Genomic DNA, 15,944 nt, shown 5'->3' on the forward strand with positions numbered 1-15,944 from the left:
CGAGGCTGGGATGAGCCTGCCCATTATTTTGGAGAAATTGAGAGATTGATATCCGGTCAGCAAATTACACCGCAAGTTTTTACGGATCTCGTCAGCGAATATCTCATGGCTTTTCAAGATCGACATATGTCTTTCAATCTAAAAGGGGCGGATGACGTAAAACCGAGCACTCGAGGTTTCCGGATAAGAAGATATGAAGATGCGCTCTATGTCGTGGAGACTTGCGTGGAGGATAGGTTTCCGGTCGGCTCCAAGATCATTTCAATTGATCAACAGGAAATCGAAATGATCATCACTTCGGATCGAAGCTTTTTGCGGGAGACAAGTGCAGAACGTGAGGACTGGACACATCTTCTCAATAAATCATCATCCATTGAAATAGAGGATGATAACGGCGAACGATTAACGTTCGATTTGAAGAATTATGAACCCATCTTCAAAAAGTTAGCACCTTCGTTGGAGGAAGTTGATGAGGAGACGTTACAGCTCACTTTACCAAGCTTCGCCAACGTTGACGAGACGTTGGATTTCGTGAAGAACCATGAAGAAAAGCTAAAAGCATGTACAAATCTGATTATCGACGTACGAAACAATCATGGAGGGAATGGAAAATCTTTTTCGAACTTATTGCTGTACATTTTTCCACCAGATAAACACCCAAGCACGGGCGGTGAGTTGAAGGAGTTCAATTATACCAATCGCAACTCGGAGCTGTTCATCCAACTCTGCCAGCAGCTAAGAAAAGACATCACTGATGTTGAGACACTAAAATTCTTTGATTCGATTGAAGAAGAATGTGAAAAATATCGCGGTCAAGGTTTTGTGACAATGGACTTTTCGGATGAGTTGGAGACGGAAGCACTTGAGTTTGAAGGTACTGATTCCCCTAAGAATGTAATCGTGATGACGGATGTCTATTGCGCAAGTGCCGCCGAATATTTTGTGGAAATTTGCATGGAATCATCCAAAACGACCGTAATTGGACGCGCAACAATGGGCATCAATGACTACAGCGATTTGCTCATCAAGGAGTGGGATGGCATATACGCACTCTACTACCCGATGTCTCGCCGTATCCATAAAACGTCAAACGATCCGTTGCACGGGAAGGGAATCCAACCTGATCATTATATCCCTTGGACACCTAAGCACATAGATGAAGATTTGGATCTTTTGTATGCCATGAACATGGTACGAGAATGCAAGATTGCAGAAGGATAATTTGTAGACATTTCTGAGCGGATACGGGGAGGATTTTGAATGAAAGTTAATAAAATTTTTATTTCTATTGCTTTCCTATTAGTCGCTATTATTGTAATTATCGCGATAAAGAATATAAATTTTACTAAGCAATATTCATTTTTTGGTGAAATCGAGCGCATGAATATAGCTAGTATTGAAGTATTGGAGATTACTACTAACAAATCGGTTGTTAGCAGTGATATAGATTTCATTAGTCAAGTTACATCACTATTGAGCGATTTAGAATTAGATGAAGTAACCCAAACAAGTATTAAGTCAGATAAGTATTATCATATTTACATTAGTGAAGTTGGCTATTATCCACACCCAGCGATTGGTGTATCTGAAGGGTTAATTGAGCACAATGGAAAAGCCCAATATTTATCTGCCGAGAAGTCAACAAAATTAATTAATCTCTTAGAAGGCGAGATGAATAAGTGAATTAAATGGGTATCTTTTTCATTAAAATTCGCTGATAAACTGTCGTTTAAGCAATTTAAGGAGTATAAAATATGACATTCCGTTCGTTTGCTTAAGATGCGATGACTTTTCATTCAGTGTTTTCTATGTAGTTGCAGTTTATAAATAAGGGAGGAACAGAATGTCAAAGTCGATTATTTTTGATATGGACGGAACGCTTTTTCAAACAGATTTGATATTAGAATACGCACTTGAAGATACGTTTGAGCATTTGCGCTCTATGGGTAAGTGGAATGATCCAATACCACTCCAGCAATATCGGGAAATTATGGGGGTTCCTTTGCCGCAAGTGTGGAAAACGCTTTTGCCGAATCACTCCACTAAAGATCGAGAATATATCGATTCGTATTTTCTAGAAAAATTACTGAAAAACATAAGTGATGGCAATGGGAGCTTGTATCCAAATACGAAAGAAATTTTGAGTTATTTACATGAGAAACATTATGCCATCTACATAGCAAGCAATGGGTTAACTGTATACCTAGAAGCAATCATAAGTCACTATCAGCTAGATCAATGGATTACAGAGACGTTCAGTATTCAACAGATTGACTCATTAAATAAAACTGATCTTGTTAAGCGGATCATTGAGAAATACGGAATAACGAATGCGGCGGTGGTAGGTGATCGTCTATCGGACTTCAATGCAGCTAGAGATAATGGGTTACTATCTATAGGATGTAATTTCGATTATGCAAAAGAAGATGAGCTGTCCCATGCGCATTACGTAATAGACGATTTGATGGAATTAAAAGAATTATTGTCTCCGAATGAAAGGGAAGATTAGTAAAACGTGTTTTCTATCGTAACAAGAAATACTAAAACTTTCTGAATGGGGGTGGGGCTATGGGAGAATTTATTGAGAACTATAAAGGGTTACTATTGTTCATGTTTATCTACTGGGGGATTTGTTTTGCTATGCTTTTGGCGGATGGTAGTTTCCTTTATGTGATGTTATCGTGGAATGTCTTGTTAGCTGTATTGCCTCTGTTATTCATTATAAAAGCTGAGATGTCGATCAAACAGAAAAAGCTTGGCGTAACTGTGATTTGGCTCCTTCTTTGGTTATTATTCTTTCCAAATTCGGTTTATGTAGTAACAGATTTTATTCACATTTCCAATGATAAATTCTTATGGTTGCTAGACGTCGGGAGGTACTCGTCGGAATCGAGTGTTGCGTACAGTAATGAAATTATCGTTTGGGCAAAATTGTTCGTGATTGGATTCGGTTTCTTTTTTGCGATCGTAGCAGGGTTAGAGTCTTTCTATATTTTTGAACGGAACGTGAGAAGGAAATATTCAGTCGCTAGTAGTTTTTGTGCACTTTCTGTCGTAGCTGTTCTTACGGGGCTAGGAGTGTACATTGGAAGATTTTTGCGATTCAACAGTTGGGATCTATTTTTTAATCCGATCGCTTTGATAAAAGAAATCATTGGAGTAGACCTATTTGCATTGCAATTTATCTGTGTTTTCACAGTCTTTGTTGCGGGCAGCTATTTGCTTTATCGGACAATTCGAAAGCAATCTGGACATCGAGAATATGCGTGAACGTTTTGATTTTTATCGTTGTTTATTTTAATTCGTTAAGGATGTGTTGCATAGATGTGGAAGGATTATATAGGCACTATATCAAAAGAATACGCATTCAAATCTCCAGCTTCTGAAGCTGAATTACGTCAGATTACCGATGTGTTACATGTTGAATTACCAAGGAAGTTACTAGAATTATATGTTGAAACAAATGGGGTGTTTGATCAATTTGGCTGCCCCTTAATATGGTCGACCACTCAAATCGTAAAGGATAATTCGTTTTTTAGAAATTTCACTGACTATCAGGATTTGTATATGCCGTTTGATCATCTGTTATTTTTTTCGGATAACGGTTGTGGTGATTTATTCGGCTATCGAATACTAAACGGCTGTATTGAAACGGAAGATATTTACGTATGGAACCATGAAGACGATAGCAGGACGTGGGTCGCTTCCTCTTTGGAAACGTTTATAAAAGGTTGGATTACTGGTGAACTTACTACATAAGGTGGGGGATCTTAATAGACCTTATCGCTTTCTGAATTCATTAAAGTAGAAGAGGAGCGAGCATATGAGAAGCAAACGACCTTTTATCGGTTTACTTATTCTGTTCATTTTGGCTAGCTGTTCGTCAAGTGCTGACTGGAATGCGTCATTTGTTGTATGGGAGGGAGATATGTATGAACTTACTGAAGAATACGTTGAGGGTGATGAAAACATCGGTAAAGTCACGAAGGATTCCGATAGAGAAGGAACGTATTCTGGGACTTTTTCAAACACATACAAAAAAGGGACGAAGTTGTATTCCATCGAAGGGATTCCTACAGATGAAGCGATTGCAATTGAGGAAAATGGTACCTTTCGAAAAGCGATTAATAGCGGGAAGTATGGAGAATAATGACTTCTTGTGTAATGGAGGTCTTTGATGAAGAAAAGGATAGGTGTGCTGTATGTTTACGAATGAACAATTACAAAACTTAATGGAAGGAAAAATTATCGGGCATCAATTCCCCTATGATTCCTATTCCGAGGAAGAAATTGAAGCACATATCCGCAGGCTATTTTATCGAATCAACCGTATTCCGAACTTGGTATGTGAAGCGGAGTGGAATCATTTTGGAAGCGGTTATGCGTCTTTTGTTGAGTTTTTTTGCTATCGAAAAGAAGATGTTACCCTCTTTGAAGAGAAGGGGAATCGTCGGACGCTTATTACAAAAGGAATCATTATTGATGTTTGTCGTTTAGCCCCTGTCGCCATCATGGGTGAGGACGACAGATATAAAACGATTTGTACAGAAACGAACGAACTAGTTGGTGGGGCGTATGGCACATTGTTAGATGACCCGCGCCGATTGACTGTAGGAGAGCAACTTCAAACAGTAGCACAAACGTTGAGTCAAGCTTTAGTAGAATTCGATTACAATTTGTTAGAAGAACAACTTATCCATCACCCGTTAACTTTTCAAACCAATATCCCGACGATCTATCGGAGGCCGAAAGACTATTTAGTGATGGATGCCATTTTTTATTGGATTGATTAATAATGTGGCGACAGAGATTATAACGCAAAGGTGTGAGTGAATTGGAAATGCTTGTTAGCTTTTTCATCGGTCTATTGTTTTTATATGTAGGTTTTCTTGCCTCTTTCAAACAAAGATGGCCTTGGATTATAAGGTTTTTAGTTATTTTCACGGGTGTTGGATGGATTGTATATTTCTTGTTTTTAGTGTTTCAGACGGTATTTTCTGTTTAACTTCCTTCCCATTCCCCTCTATTTGCACAGCTAAATCCTTCCGCAAATCAACTACCCAATAAAAACCATTGAATATGAACACTTGTTCTGTATATACTATAAAGAACAAGTGTTCTTTATTATGGAGGAATGCGTTATGTATGAAAATTTGCCGGACCGAAAAGTTGTTTGCCTTGATATGCGGAGTTTCTATGCAAGTTGCGCAGCGGCCATGGAAGGATTGGACGTCATGGACACACCAATCGCTATTATTGGCAATAAAGAACGAAAAGGGGGAGTCGTCTTAGCTGCTTCGCCTGCGCTAAAGAAGGAATTTGGTGTGCAGACGGGCATGCGCCTCTATGAAATTCCTGATGATCCTTCCATTCGATTAATTGAACCGAAAATGCAGTTTTATATCGACGTATCGATGGAAATCGCGAAGCATTTGAATCGATACGTACCTAAAGAGGCGATTCATGTGTACTCTGTCGACGAGAGTTTCATCGACCTGGATGGAACGGAGCGCTTATGGGGAAATGCAGAGGATACTGTGAGACACATACAAGATGAGCTATTTGGACAATTTCAGCTGCGTTCAGCATGCGGCATGGGACCGAATATGTTGCTATCAAAGCTTGCGTTAGACTTGGATGCAAAAAAGACGGGATTTGCCCGTTGGCATTATACCGATGTTCCTGCAAAGTTATGGCCGGTAGCACCGTTAAGCAGAATGTGGGGAATCGGCAATCGATTAGAAAAAACATTAAATACAATGGGGATTTTTTCAGTTGGAGATTTGGCACATACGCCACTGGAACGTCTAGAAAAAAAGTTTGGTGTCATGGGCAATCAGTTGTATCACCACGCGCATGGCATCGACTTGTCCGATATGGGGGCACCTCTCCTTGAGGGACAAATCAGCTATGGGAAAGGGCAAATTTTGTATCGTGATTATACGAAGCGGGCAGATATTCTTGCGGTTCTACTTGAAATGTGTGAAGATGTCGCACTGCGGGCGAGGGAAGCGAGAAAAGCAGGGCGAACCGTCCACTTGTCCATCGGTTACTCCAAAAACGCACTTGGCGGTGGTTTCGGACGTTCTCGCTCCTTGCCTGAGGCGACGAATGACACGATGGCGATTTACCGATTGTGTACGAAGTTGCTCGACGAATTCCATGACGGCCGACCGGTCAGGCGCATTGCCATCAGTCTCTCCAATTTGGAGAATGAATACACGATGCAGCTCAGTCTGTTTGATGAACATAAATGGCGCAATCGTCAGTTAGGGAAAACCATGGATGCCTTGCGAAAGAAATACGGATCTACCGCAATCTTACGTGCAGTCTCTTACACAGATGCAGGGACAGCAATTCATCGATCGAAATTAATTGGCGGCCATTATAAATAAGAAAAACTGTCCGGCTCATCAAGTAGCCGAACAGTTCCGCTTTTATTTGATAGTAGGCAAATGTCGGCGTTGTTTGTAGAGAAGGACAGATGCAAGCAATAGTAATGCACCTGACAGCAAATACGTTATCCGCACATCCCATAATTCGGCCAATAAACCGAACCCTACTGAGCCGATTGCAAACAAAAGGGAAACGAGCGCACTTTGCGCCGCGTACACTTTAGGCAGTTCATCAGTAGTCGCATGTTGTTGCAAATACGTATCCGTTGCAATGCCCTTCAGTTGTTGGAACACACCACTTAAGCCGACAAGCACAAGGGCGACCAAACCTATCTGCGTAAAACCAAAAAGGATTGTGACGCCACAAATGCCAAAGGACGAGATGAGCAAAATGCGTTTCAGCAACTTTTTTGTTGCAGATGCAAAGCGGGAAAAGAAAATTCCACCTACGAGCATACCGACAAAAAATGCTGTATTCAAATAGCCCCACCAAGCTTCGGTTTCTCCTAAAATTTCTGTGACAAACACATAAAGGATGGACGCAATCCAGACGACACTGGCGACTGCCTCAAAAGCAATAGTGACATGCAAACTTCTAAAAAGCGGCCGTTTTACAATGAGCATCCACCCTTCAACGAGCTCATTCCGTCTCCGAATGGATGGCGTTTGCTTTGTGAAAACGGTTGGGTCAACGAGCTTCATAAGGAGCGCTGTGGCGATGATATAGATGGCAACCGTCCACAGTAAAACAAAGTGTCCGCCTGCAAACGCAACAAATAAACCGCCGAGCGCCCATCCACCTAAATTGACCGTTTCGTAAACAATCGAGAAAAAGCTATTGGCTTTGACAAGTTCATGTGGTGTGACGAGACGCGGCACCATCGCTTGGCTTGCCGGTGCGGCCCATCCATCCAAAAAGGCAATGACGAATACGAAAACAAGTATCGACAGCACACTGAATGACTGGAAAACGAGTACAACGAGGATGCCGAGTGCAATCGTTTTGAAAACTTGTGAATAGACGAGTAATTGCTTAAGCGGATACCGGTTCAATAACAGCGGTGACAACAATCCACTAATGAAACGGCCGATCATCGTAAGGAAAGGAACTAAAGCCAATATGAAAGGCGATTCAGTAATACGGTAAAGCACTGCGATGAGCCCGACAATATAAATGATGTCTCCGGAATTCGCCAATGCCTGGCTCATCCATAGAAGACGGAAAGACTGACTGTTCATTCTTACTACCCCTTTACAATCGTAGTGATCTGATTAATACAGGGCAGTTTTTACACACGTTTCACTCCTCGTAATTTTTATCAAAAATCAGGTGTTTTAATAACAAATTATATAAAAGGCTGGTCATAAAAAAACTATAACTACCGATTCACTCTAACCTGACAAGCAGTTTCAGCATACAAGTGTCTTCACATGCTAGTCGGCTGGAGTGCAGGCGCCGAAGAGCAAAAATGTGCTCCCAACGCTACGCTTTTGCTCGCAAAAGCCGTTCTACGTTACGGCTTTTCCTGCGGGGGAATAGCACGAATGGTGAGACCCCGGAGGAAGCGAAGCGGACGAGGAGGCTCACCCGTGCCCCGCGGAAAGCGTGCGCCGAAACGCAAGCCGACGGGTTCAATAAAGTCTACTTGTAAATAAGAGGTTAATTAAGACAACTGAAAATTAAAGTACTTTTCATACACAAAAGATTATTTCCTACATGCTAAATAGTGTTACATGATGGGGTTCGTAAGAAGGTTGACAGTCAATCCGTTTTAGTTGTTTCTTCCGTTTCAATTCAGCTATGTCGGCCTCTAATTGCTCCACTTTTTTCATCAGTCGTGAAGAGTCTATCGCATTGCGCACGATGAAAAAGAAAAGAAAGGAGCCGATGACGAAAGCGAAGATGATCGTCAAAATGAATGTAGTTAAATCGAGACCTACATATTCACCTCGTTTTATTGGATGGTTCTTCCATTATAGCAACTCGTTGCCGGAAAACCAATTAGATAAAGGCAAAAGCATACAAACTCAAGAAAGGACGTTATGCAATGATCCGAGATCGCGGGCGTATTAAATGGACAGCGATGATGCTACCGGAACACGTGGAACAACTGCGTGAATGGCAAAAGGAAGATGGCTATGAAGTCAGGAGACAGCCTGATGAGCAACAAATCGAAGAATGGAATTTGCGCATACAGGAAGCACTCGAAACGAAAGAGCAACTTGTTGTCCACTATTGGCGGGAGCCTGACGTAGTGTGTGCAAAAGGTTTCATTCAAAAAGCAGATGTGCTGGAAGGGGTCCTGCAACTTCAATCTCCAACTGGTGTAGCACATCGCATTCCATTTGTCGATATAAAAAGTATTTCAGATTTCGAATAATTTGTGTGTCGTACCTTTTCTATTGTTCACACTTTTGATAGACTATTCAAAGATAGAGAAAAGAGGGGGAATACTGTGAAAGTTCTAGTTCAGCTTGGCTGGTTTTTCAAACAACGGAAGAAACAATACGGGCTCGGAATCGCAGCGCTTGTATTTGTCTCTTTACTGCAGCTGCTTCCTCCAAAGATCATCGGTTTCATTGTCGATGATATTACTGAGGGGACATTGTCAGCGAGTGAGCTGACAAAATGGCTAATTGTGTTGTTAGTCGCAGGGGTTTTGATGTATGTGTCACGCTATTATTGGCGTGTCATGATTTTTGGTTCTGCAGTCTTGCTGTCCAGGACGATGCGGGAAAAGTTGTTCAATCATTTTACAAGAATGTCACCGTCTTTTTATCAAAAGAGACGTGTTGGGGACTTAATGGCTCATGCAACAAATGACATTAATGCGGTTCAACAAACTGCGGGAATGGGGATTCTGACATTAGTTGACTCAATTTCCACAGGAGGATTTGTCATTTTGACGATGGCATTGACCATCAATTGGAAATTGACATTGATCGCTCTCATTCCATTCCCTCTCATGATATTCTTGACAAGTTATTATGGTCGATTGTTGAGACGCCGTTTCCGATTTGCGCAAGAGGCGTTTTCCAACTTGAACGATAAAACGCAAGAAAGTATTTCAGGCATTAAAGTCATTAAAACATTTGGGCAGCAAAAAGAAGACATTGACGATTTTACAGACTTATCGACTGATGTCGTTGCAAAAAATATGCGAGTTGCCAAAGTGGATGCACTTTTCGATCCGACCATTACGGGTATTTTTGCGCTTTCCTACATTTTGTCTTTCTATTTTGGAACAAAGTTCATCATCGCAGACCAAATGACAATTGGAGATATGGTCGCTTTCGGTACATACCTTGGGTTATTGACATGGCCGATGCTCGCCTTCGGATTCCTGTTTAATATTGTGGAACGCGGGAACGCATCATATAGTCGGATTACGGAGTTGCTATCCATTACACCTGATATCCAGGACATAACAGGTGCAATTGATGAACGTCCAGAAGGAAATCTTCATTTTAATATTGAGGAATTTACGTTTCCTGACGATAAAAGTCCTGCACTCCGAAACGTGCATTTCACGTTAAATCGGGGAGAGACACTTGGTATCGTAGGGAAGACCGGTTCAGGAAAGACAGCTATCCTTAAATTGTTGCTAAGAGAGTTTGAAGGCTATAAAGGAAAAATCATTTATGGCGGAAAGCCGATTAACCAGTATAAGCAACAGCGGTTACGCGAGTCGATCGGTTATGTGCCGCAAGATCATTTCCTCTTCTCGACAACGATCGCAGAAAATATCGCCTTCACAAATCCTAAAATTGACCGCGAAAAAATTTATGACGCGGCAAGGCTCGCGCATATTCACGATGATATACTCGGTTTTGCACAGGGCTATGAAACAATCGTAGGAGAACGTGGTGTATCATTATCCGGCGGTCAAAAACAACGGGTGTCAATTGCCAGAGCACTTATCATGCAACCAGAATTGCTCATTTTAGATGATTCATTATCGGCAGTTGACGCGAAAACAGAAGAAGCGATCCTTGAATCGTTAAAACGTACACGTACAGGAGAGACGACAGTCATCACTTCCCACAGACTTAGTGCGATTCAACATGCCCACAAAATCATTGTCATGGATGAAGGGACGATCGTGGAAGAAGGAACCCACGAAGAGTTGATTGCACTTAATGGAAAGTATAAAGAAATGTACGATTTGCAGCAGCTTGAAGTACTTGTCGAGCAAGGAGGGGAAGAGTGATGCAAATGGAAAAACAACCGAAATTGACGGCAAAAGATCAATGGATCGTGTTTAAGCGATTAATGCGCTATGCCATTCCGCATAAAGTGAGCATTTCTATCGCATTGTTCTTCCTACTCTTAACCATTACAGGAAGTATTGTGGGGCCCTTAATTATCCAATCATTCATTGATAATCACTTAACACCGTTACAGTTTCCAAAGAATGAAGTAATGACACTCGCACTAACGTATATCGGACTCCAAGTATTCATCGTCGTTGTCTCGTACTTTCAATTGTTACGCTTCCAAGACATTGCGCTGAAGGTCATTCAGCAAATGAGGATCGACGTATTTACAAAAGTACAGGGTCTCGGAATGCGTTATTTTGACAAAACACCTGCAGGAAGCATCGTGTCACGTGTAACAAATGATACCGAATCCATTAAGGAAATGTTCGTCAGTGTCGTCGTCACGTTTTTACAAGCGTTCTTTGTCATTATCGGCGTCTACATCGCACTGTTTTCGCTTGACGTGAAACTGACATTTGTCTCTATGCTGCTATTGCCTTTATTCATGGCGATTATCATTGTTTATCGACGATACAGTGCAGACTTTTATCAGGATATTCGAGAGCGACTCAGTCAATTAAATGCGAAAATTGCAGAATCATTATCAGGCATGGGCATGATTCAAGCATTTAGACAGGAGCAACGATTGGCGAATGAATTTGATGATATAAATGAAGGCCATTACAAAGCAGGTATGCGAAATATTAAGTTCGATAGTATTTTGCTTGGTCCATTCATCGATTTACTTTATGCCGTAGCAATCGTTTTTGTCTTAGGTTATTTTGGATTTCTATCACTGGACAGTGCTGTAGAAGTAGGTGTTATCTATGCATTTACTACGTTGATTGGACGATTATTCCAACCTGTTCAACAAGTTATGCAAAGAATGTCCATCTTTCAACAAGCACTCGTATCAGCATCGCGTGTGTTCAAGCTAATGGATGATCCCGATATGGAGCCAGAACAACAAGACACAGCACACAAAGCAATTCAAAACGGAACGATTGAATTTAAAAACGTGACGTTCTCTTATGACGGTAAAAACGATGTGCTGAAAAATATTAGTTTTACAGCGAATGCCGGGGAAACTGTCGCGCTTGTCGGACATACGGGTAGTGGAAAAAGTTCAATCATCAATTTACTCATGCGCTTTTATGAGTACAATCAAGGCGAAATCCTCATTGATGGTGTGTCATTGAAAGACTTACCGAAACCGGAACTGCGCAAGAAAATCGGCCTTGTCCTACAAGATCCATTCCTCTTTTATGGGGATATAGAAAGCAATATCCGCTTGCACCATCAAGGAATGTCTTCCGCAGAAGTTCGCGGTGCGGCCGAGTTCGTCCATGCGAATGAATTCATTGAGAAGCTGCCAAATAAGTATGCACAAAAAGTGACGGAACGCGGCTCGACGTTCTCAAGTGGACAACGACAACTCGTCGCGTTTGCAAGAACAATTGCAACCAACCCTAAAATCCTTGTACTAGATGAAGCGACCGCAAATATCGATACAGAAACAGAAGTCGCCATTCAAGCTAGCTTGGAGAAGATGAGAAAAGGAAGAACGACAATTGCAATTGCTCATCGGTTAAGTACGATTCAAGATGCAGAACTAATCCTCGTGTTGCATCAGGGAGAAATTGTTGAACGTGGAACGCATCAGCAGTTACTTTCTCAAAAGGGATTGTACTATATGATGTACCAACTACAAAACGGTATTATGGACGACGTCAGTTGATGAAAAACCAGCCCTTTCACTCAAGAAATGAGTGGAACACGGCTGGTTTTCTTTGTGGACAGGAAACTCGCAAATAATTTGTTCATAAACTGTTCACAGTCAAATATCGCGTATTTTCCAGTTGAATTTGATACGATGAGGAAAGATTACGTAAAGGGGAGAGAATGATGGGTACAGATTTAAATATTTTCCTCGCTTTTGGAGCGGGCTTTCTCAGTTTCATATCGCCATGTGTCCTGCCATTATACCCGGCGTTCATATCTTACATTACCGGAATGTCCATTGAAGACTTGAAGTCGGATTCCAAACGCATGAGTCGTAACGGGATGCTTCACACTGTATTCTTTTTACTCGGATTTTCAGTCGTATTCGTCTTTTTGGGCTTCAGTACGTCTTTTGTAGGAAGTTTCTTTATCCAGTATAAAGATTTGTTAAGACAAATTGGTGCAATTTTCATCGTCTTATTCGGCTTAATGGTTATCGGGTTGTTTACGCCGAAGTTTTTAATGAAAGAACATAAACTTCAGTTTAAAAACAGACCGGCGGGTTATTTAGGAACAGCTTTAATCGGGCTTGCATTTTCAGCAGGTTGGCAACCGTGTATGGGACCGATCATTGGTGCAATCATCGGCCTAGCAGCTGCTAACCCAAGTTCCAGTATGTTGTATATGATGATGTATGTATTAGGTTTTGCCATTCCATTCTTCGTCTTGTCATTTTTTATTACACGACTGGGCTGGATCAGAAGAAACAATCTTATGATCATGAAAATTGGTGGATATGTGATGATTGCGTTCGGTCTATTGTTGTTCTTTGACGGCATCACATTCATTACAAGTTTACTCAGTCCAATTTTTGGTGATTTCCAAGGGTTTTAATAACGTTTAATGCCGTTAAGCATGGAGCTTAACGGCATGTCTTATAGAAGTGGAGGAAAAGCCGATGAACGAAATCGGAAGTTTTGGCCAATGGTTGGAAGTATCAGCAACTGAAAAACAGCTATTATTGTTTGTGAAGACAGATCATTGTTCTGTATGTGAAGGGTTATATCCCCAAGTAGCAGCACTGCAAGACAATTATTCGTTTCCTTTTTACAAAGTAAATGTGGCAGTTGTTCCTGAAATGGCCGGGCAATTGTCATTATTCACAGCACCTGTCGTTCTTTTATTCCATGAAGGAAAAGAAACAGCTCGGTTCGCGCGGTTTGTTCAAATGGAAGAGCTGAAGCATCGTATGAATGAGCTTGCGGAGTGGGAGCGGAACGATGTTTAAACTGGAACAGTTCGTCGACTATGTTTTTAATGAAATTCCTTCCGTTTACTTAATTGTCGGCTCAACATTTGTCTTTCTTTTTATGGGAACACTTGCGTTTTTCGTACGTGCAAAGGCGGCAGAAAGACCGATTAATGCTAAACGAATCATTTTACCACCACTATTCATGTCAACCGGTGCATTCATGTTTTTATTTGAGGAATTCAGAGTACCGCTTGCACAAGTCATCGAGGCTTCTCTTGTCGGACTCGTTTTTTCATCAATACTAATCAAAACAACAAATTTTGAACAACGAGACGGTAACCTCTATGTCAAGAAGTCGAAAGTGTTCCTCATCATACTTTTGACGTTATTCATCATCCGGCTTATTGCTAAGTTCGTGTTAAGCAGTTCCATTGATGTCGGTGAGCTGGCAGGGATGTTTTGGATTTTAGCATTTGCCATGATTCTGCCTTGGCGAATCGGGATGTTAGTGAAGTATACGAAAACATCCACGATGAATTGAAGGACATGTAACATGTTTTAGTAATCACTATTTTGAATGAGCGGATAATGAGGTTAAATACTTGTGGTTAAGTGTCGTACGAGAAGTAAGAGCTATTGTACTTCTTATTTGACTCAGTACACCGTTTTGTAGGGGTCAAGTATAATGAGAACGCTTCTAATTGCCCGTCATCACCATTTTTGAGCACTTCCGGGTAATTAGAAGACCTCTATATACCAACAGCATCATTTTAAGCGGATGTTAGTCTAAGTAAAAATGAATTTCCCCATGATCCAATAAGTTAAGTCTTTTATCTACTTATATCGTTCGTATATGTGAAAGCATAAAAAAGAGGCCTTCGTTATACAATAACGGGTGCGGTTGATGGTGAGAAAACGCATAAACGCAATTGAATTAGTAACCCAATTAGCATATGATTTAAACAACAATTAACAGTAGAAAAAGCAAGTAAAAACGCACAGACGTAAAGTATTGTGCGTTTTTATTTGCCATATTTTCTTGTTATAGTTTTCTTATTTCTCACTCCTCAATCAGGACCGTTAGTTGATCGTATTAATATAATAAACCAGTAATGTACCAGAGAATACGCTCCAAATTCCTAAATCCACAAGAGTAATAATAAATTCTTTCTCTTCTCGTTCGTATTTATATTCAAAAATGGCTCGGAATATTTTTCCAACAATAGAAATGGCAATGAACAAAGAGAGCCATACCAAATTCAGATTGAACAAGAAAAGAACAAAGACAATGACGGCTAAAACAACCAAAGATATTTCTACCCATTTGTGTGTATCGTTCACATATCTAATTCTTCGCGGGTCAATAATGTTATATTTCTGTCTTATGAATTTTGTTAACAAGTAATTGATAACATATATGATAGCAATAAAAATATAGAACTTAAACATCTACACTCCCCCTCCACTAGTAGTGACACCCCTTACTTATCTTTGTTGCTCAACCTGTGCCGTTTGTTGATTCATCTATTATAACACGTAACCTCTAATCATTTTCAAAATATTCACTCGTGCCAAATAAGGTATTTTTACATTAACCATTTTATCCAGCAATTTAACAAGTGTTTTAACAAGGCAATTAGCTATGACGCATAAATTTACGTGCTATTGCTAATTCACTTCTAGTTTTAGTGCGAATTCTCTCATGGAAACAGCCCATACATTGGTAGTACAAAAAAAACAGGGACACTCATTCATATGCGAATAGTGTCCCAAAATGTTAGGTCATATAATGTTTTTCCCCGTGTATTAAAACCGGTAGTTATACAAGAGGGCCTCTTTTTCGTTCAATTAAATAAATGCTCATAGGGCGTCAGGTCGACTTCCATCGAATCCAACTTCCTGCGTAAAAATTTATGATCGCGTTTTGGTGTGGCGACGATGTACCCGCGGATAATATGATCAAAGCCAATTGTGTTTGCTCGATCTTCCAAAGCAATTTGGCCGATTTTGGCAGCAATTTTCTGTTTAGCTACGTCACGGAATAATTCCGGAACGGGACTGACTAATTCGTTCAACATACTTTTCGCTTCATCATTCCAAAGATGAAGGGATTCATTGACGTAATGTTCTTCCCAATCAAGTGTTGATTTGCCATCTGCTTTCGGAAACACTTTCAGGAACTTACGGAACATGAAAAAGCCGCCGATTCCGAATAACCCTACAAGTACAATGCACCAAAACAAGATGAACCACATAAACCAATCTTGCAACTGTCTTCACCTCTTCCATTCTACTATCCATTATAAGAGCAATTA

General features: G+C 40.7%; 17 protein-coding genes. 14 read left to right on the top strand and 3 right to left on the bottom strand.

Annotation, left to right across the window (positions count from 1 at the left end; genetic code table 11):
- The 8 genes from NRI27_RS14450 to NRI27_RS14485 form a co-directional block, all read left to right on the top strand.
- Positions 1 to 1,221: S41 family peptidase (locus NRI27_RS14450; RefSeq protein ID WP_371391362.1), on the top strand; the 1,221-nt coding region annotated here is incomplete at its 5' end.
- 39 nt (positions 1,222 to 1,260) lie between these two features.
- Complete coding sequence (locus NRI27_RS14455) at positions 1,261 to 1,683, top strand: hypothetical protein (RefSeq protein ID WP_371391363.1); 423 nt, start codon at positions 1,261 to 1,263, stop codon at positions 1,681 to 1,683.
- A gap of 160 nt (positions 1,684 to 1,843) precedes the next feature.
- The gene (locus NRI27_RS14460; RefSeq protein WP_371391364.1) at positions 1,844 to 2,509 is read left to right on the top strand and encodes an HAD hydrolase-like protein; all 666 of its coding nucleotides are present in this window, start codon (positions 1,844 to 1,846) and stop codon (positions 2,507 to 2,509) included.
- Between the two features lie 59 nt (positions 2,510 to 2,568).
- Positions 2,569 to 3,270 carry a DUF1361 domain-containing protein gene (locus tag NRI27_RS14465; RefSeq protein ID WP_371391365.1) on the top strand — a complete coding sequence of 234 codons (702 nt, stop codon included), beginning with the start codon at positions 2,569 to 2,571 and terminating at the stop codon, positions 3,268 to 3,270.
- Between the two features lie 54 nt (positions 3,271 to 3,324).
- On the top strand, positions 3,325 to 3,759 hold the full coding sequence (locus NRI27_RS14470; RefSeq protein WP_371391366.1) for an SMI1/KNR4 family protein: 435 nt from the start codon (positions 3,325 to 3,327) through the stop codon (positions 3,757 to 3,759).
- A 64-nt stretch (positions 3,760 to 3,823) separates the two neighbouring features.
- Complete coding sequence (locus NRI27_RS14475; protein WP_371391367.1) at positions 3,824 to 4,150, top strand: hypothetical protein; 327 nt, start codon at positions 3,824 to 3,826, stop codon at positions 4,148 to 4,150.
- Positions 4,151 to 4,202: 52 nt separating this feature from the next.
- Entirely contained in the window at positions 4,203 to 4,793 is a 591-nt protein-coding gene (locus tag NRI27_RS14480) for a hypothetical protein (RefSeq protein WP_371391368.1), read from the top strand.
- 348 nt (positions 4,794 to 5,141) lie between these two features.
- A complete protein-coding gene (locus tag NRI27_RS14485) occupies positions 5,142 to 6,395 on the top strand; it encodes a Y-family DNA polymerase (RefSeq protein ID WP_371391369.1) in 1,254 nt (417 codons plus the stop codon).
- A 42-nt stretch (positions 6,396 to 6,437) separates the two neighbouring features.
- On the opposite strand, the gene NRI27_RS14490 is transcribed toward NRI27_RS14485, so the two are convergent.
- A complete protein-coding gene (locus NRI27_RS14490; RefSeq protein WP_371391370.1) occupies positions 6,438 to 7,634 on the bottom strand; it encodes an MFS transporter in 1,197 nt (398 codons plus the stop codon).
- A gap of 809 nt (positions 7,635 to 8,443) precedes the next feature.
- On the opposite strand from NRI27_RS14490, the gene NRI27_RS14495 reads away from it, so the two are divergent.
- From NRI27_RS14495 to NRI27_RS14520, 6 genes are all read left to right on the top strand, one after another.
- The gene (locus NRI27_RS14495) at positions 8,444 to 8,776 is read left to right on the top strand and encodes a YolD-like family protein (protein WP_317941441.1); all 333 of its coding nucleotides are present in this window, start codon (positions 8,444 to 8,446) and stop codon (positions 8,774 to 8,776) included.
- Between the two features lie 75 nt (positions 8,777 to 8,851).
- Positions 8,852 to 10,606 carry an ABC transporter ATP-binding protein gene (locus NRI27_RS14500; protein WP_317941440.1) on the top strand — a complete coding sequence of 585 codons (1,755 nt, stop codon included), beginning with the start codon at positions 8,852 to 8,854 and terminating at the stop codon, positions 10,604 to 10,606.
- A gap of 5 nt (positions 10,607 to 10,611) precedes the next feature.
- A complete protein-coding gene (locus tag NRI27_RS14505; protein ID WP_371391451.1) occupies positions 10,612 to 12,393 on the top strand; it encodes an ABC transporter ATP-binding protein in 1,782 nt (593 codons plus the stop codon).
- 167 nt (positions 12,394 to 12,560) lie between these two features.
- On the top strand, positions 12,561 to 13,271 hold the full coding sequence (locus tag NRI27_RS14510; protein WP_317946157.1) for a cytochrome c biogenesis CcdA family protein: 711 nt from the start codon (positions 12,561 to 12,563) through the stop codon (positions 13,269 to 13,271).
- 64 nt (positions 13,272 to 13,335) lie between these two features.
- Entirely contained in the window at positions 13,336 to 13,665 is a 330-nt protein-coding gene (locus NRI27_RS14515; protein ID WP_317946156.1) for a thioredoxin family protein, read from the top strand.
- A complete protein-coding gene (locus NRI27_RS14520; RefSeq protein ID WP_371391371.1) occupies positions 13,658 to 14,170 on the top strand; it encodes a CcdC family protein in 513 nt (170 codons plus the stop codon). The genes NRI27_RS14515 and NRI27_RS14520 overlap by 8 nt, the downstream gene beginning before the upstream one ends.
- A 539-nt stretch (positions 14,171 to 14,709) precedes the next feature.
- Here NRI27_RS14520 and NRI27_RS14525 read toward each other — a convergent pair.
- Together NRI27_RS14525 and NRI27_RS14530 are read right to left on the bottom strand one after the other, a co-directional pair.
- Complete coding sequence (locus NRI27_RS14525; protein WP_371391372.1) at positions 14,710 to 15,078, bottom strand: DUF4181 domain-containing protein; 369 nt, start codon at positions 15,076 to 15,078, stop codon at positions 14,710 to 14,712.
- Between the two features lie 395 nt (positions 15,079 to 15,473).
- Positions 15,474 to 15,884 carry a DUF2621 domain-containing protein gene (locus NRI27_RS14530; RefSeq protein ID WP_317946162.1) on the bottom strand — a complete coding sequence of 137 codons (411 nt, stop codon included), beginning with the start codon at positions 15,882 to 15,884 and terminating at the stop codon, positions 15,474 to 15,476.
- Positions 15,885 to 15,944 lie beyond the last annotated feature (60 nt).

It is taken from the genome of Sporosarcina sp. OR05 (assembly GCF_041414805.1).
In the GTDB taxonomy this organism is placed as follows: domain Bacteria; phylum Bacillota; class Bacilli; order Bacillales_A; family Planococcaceae; genus Sporosarcina; species Sporosarcina saromensis.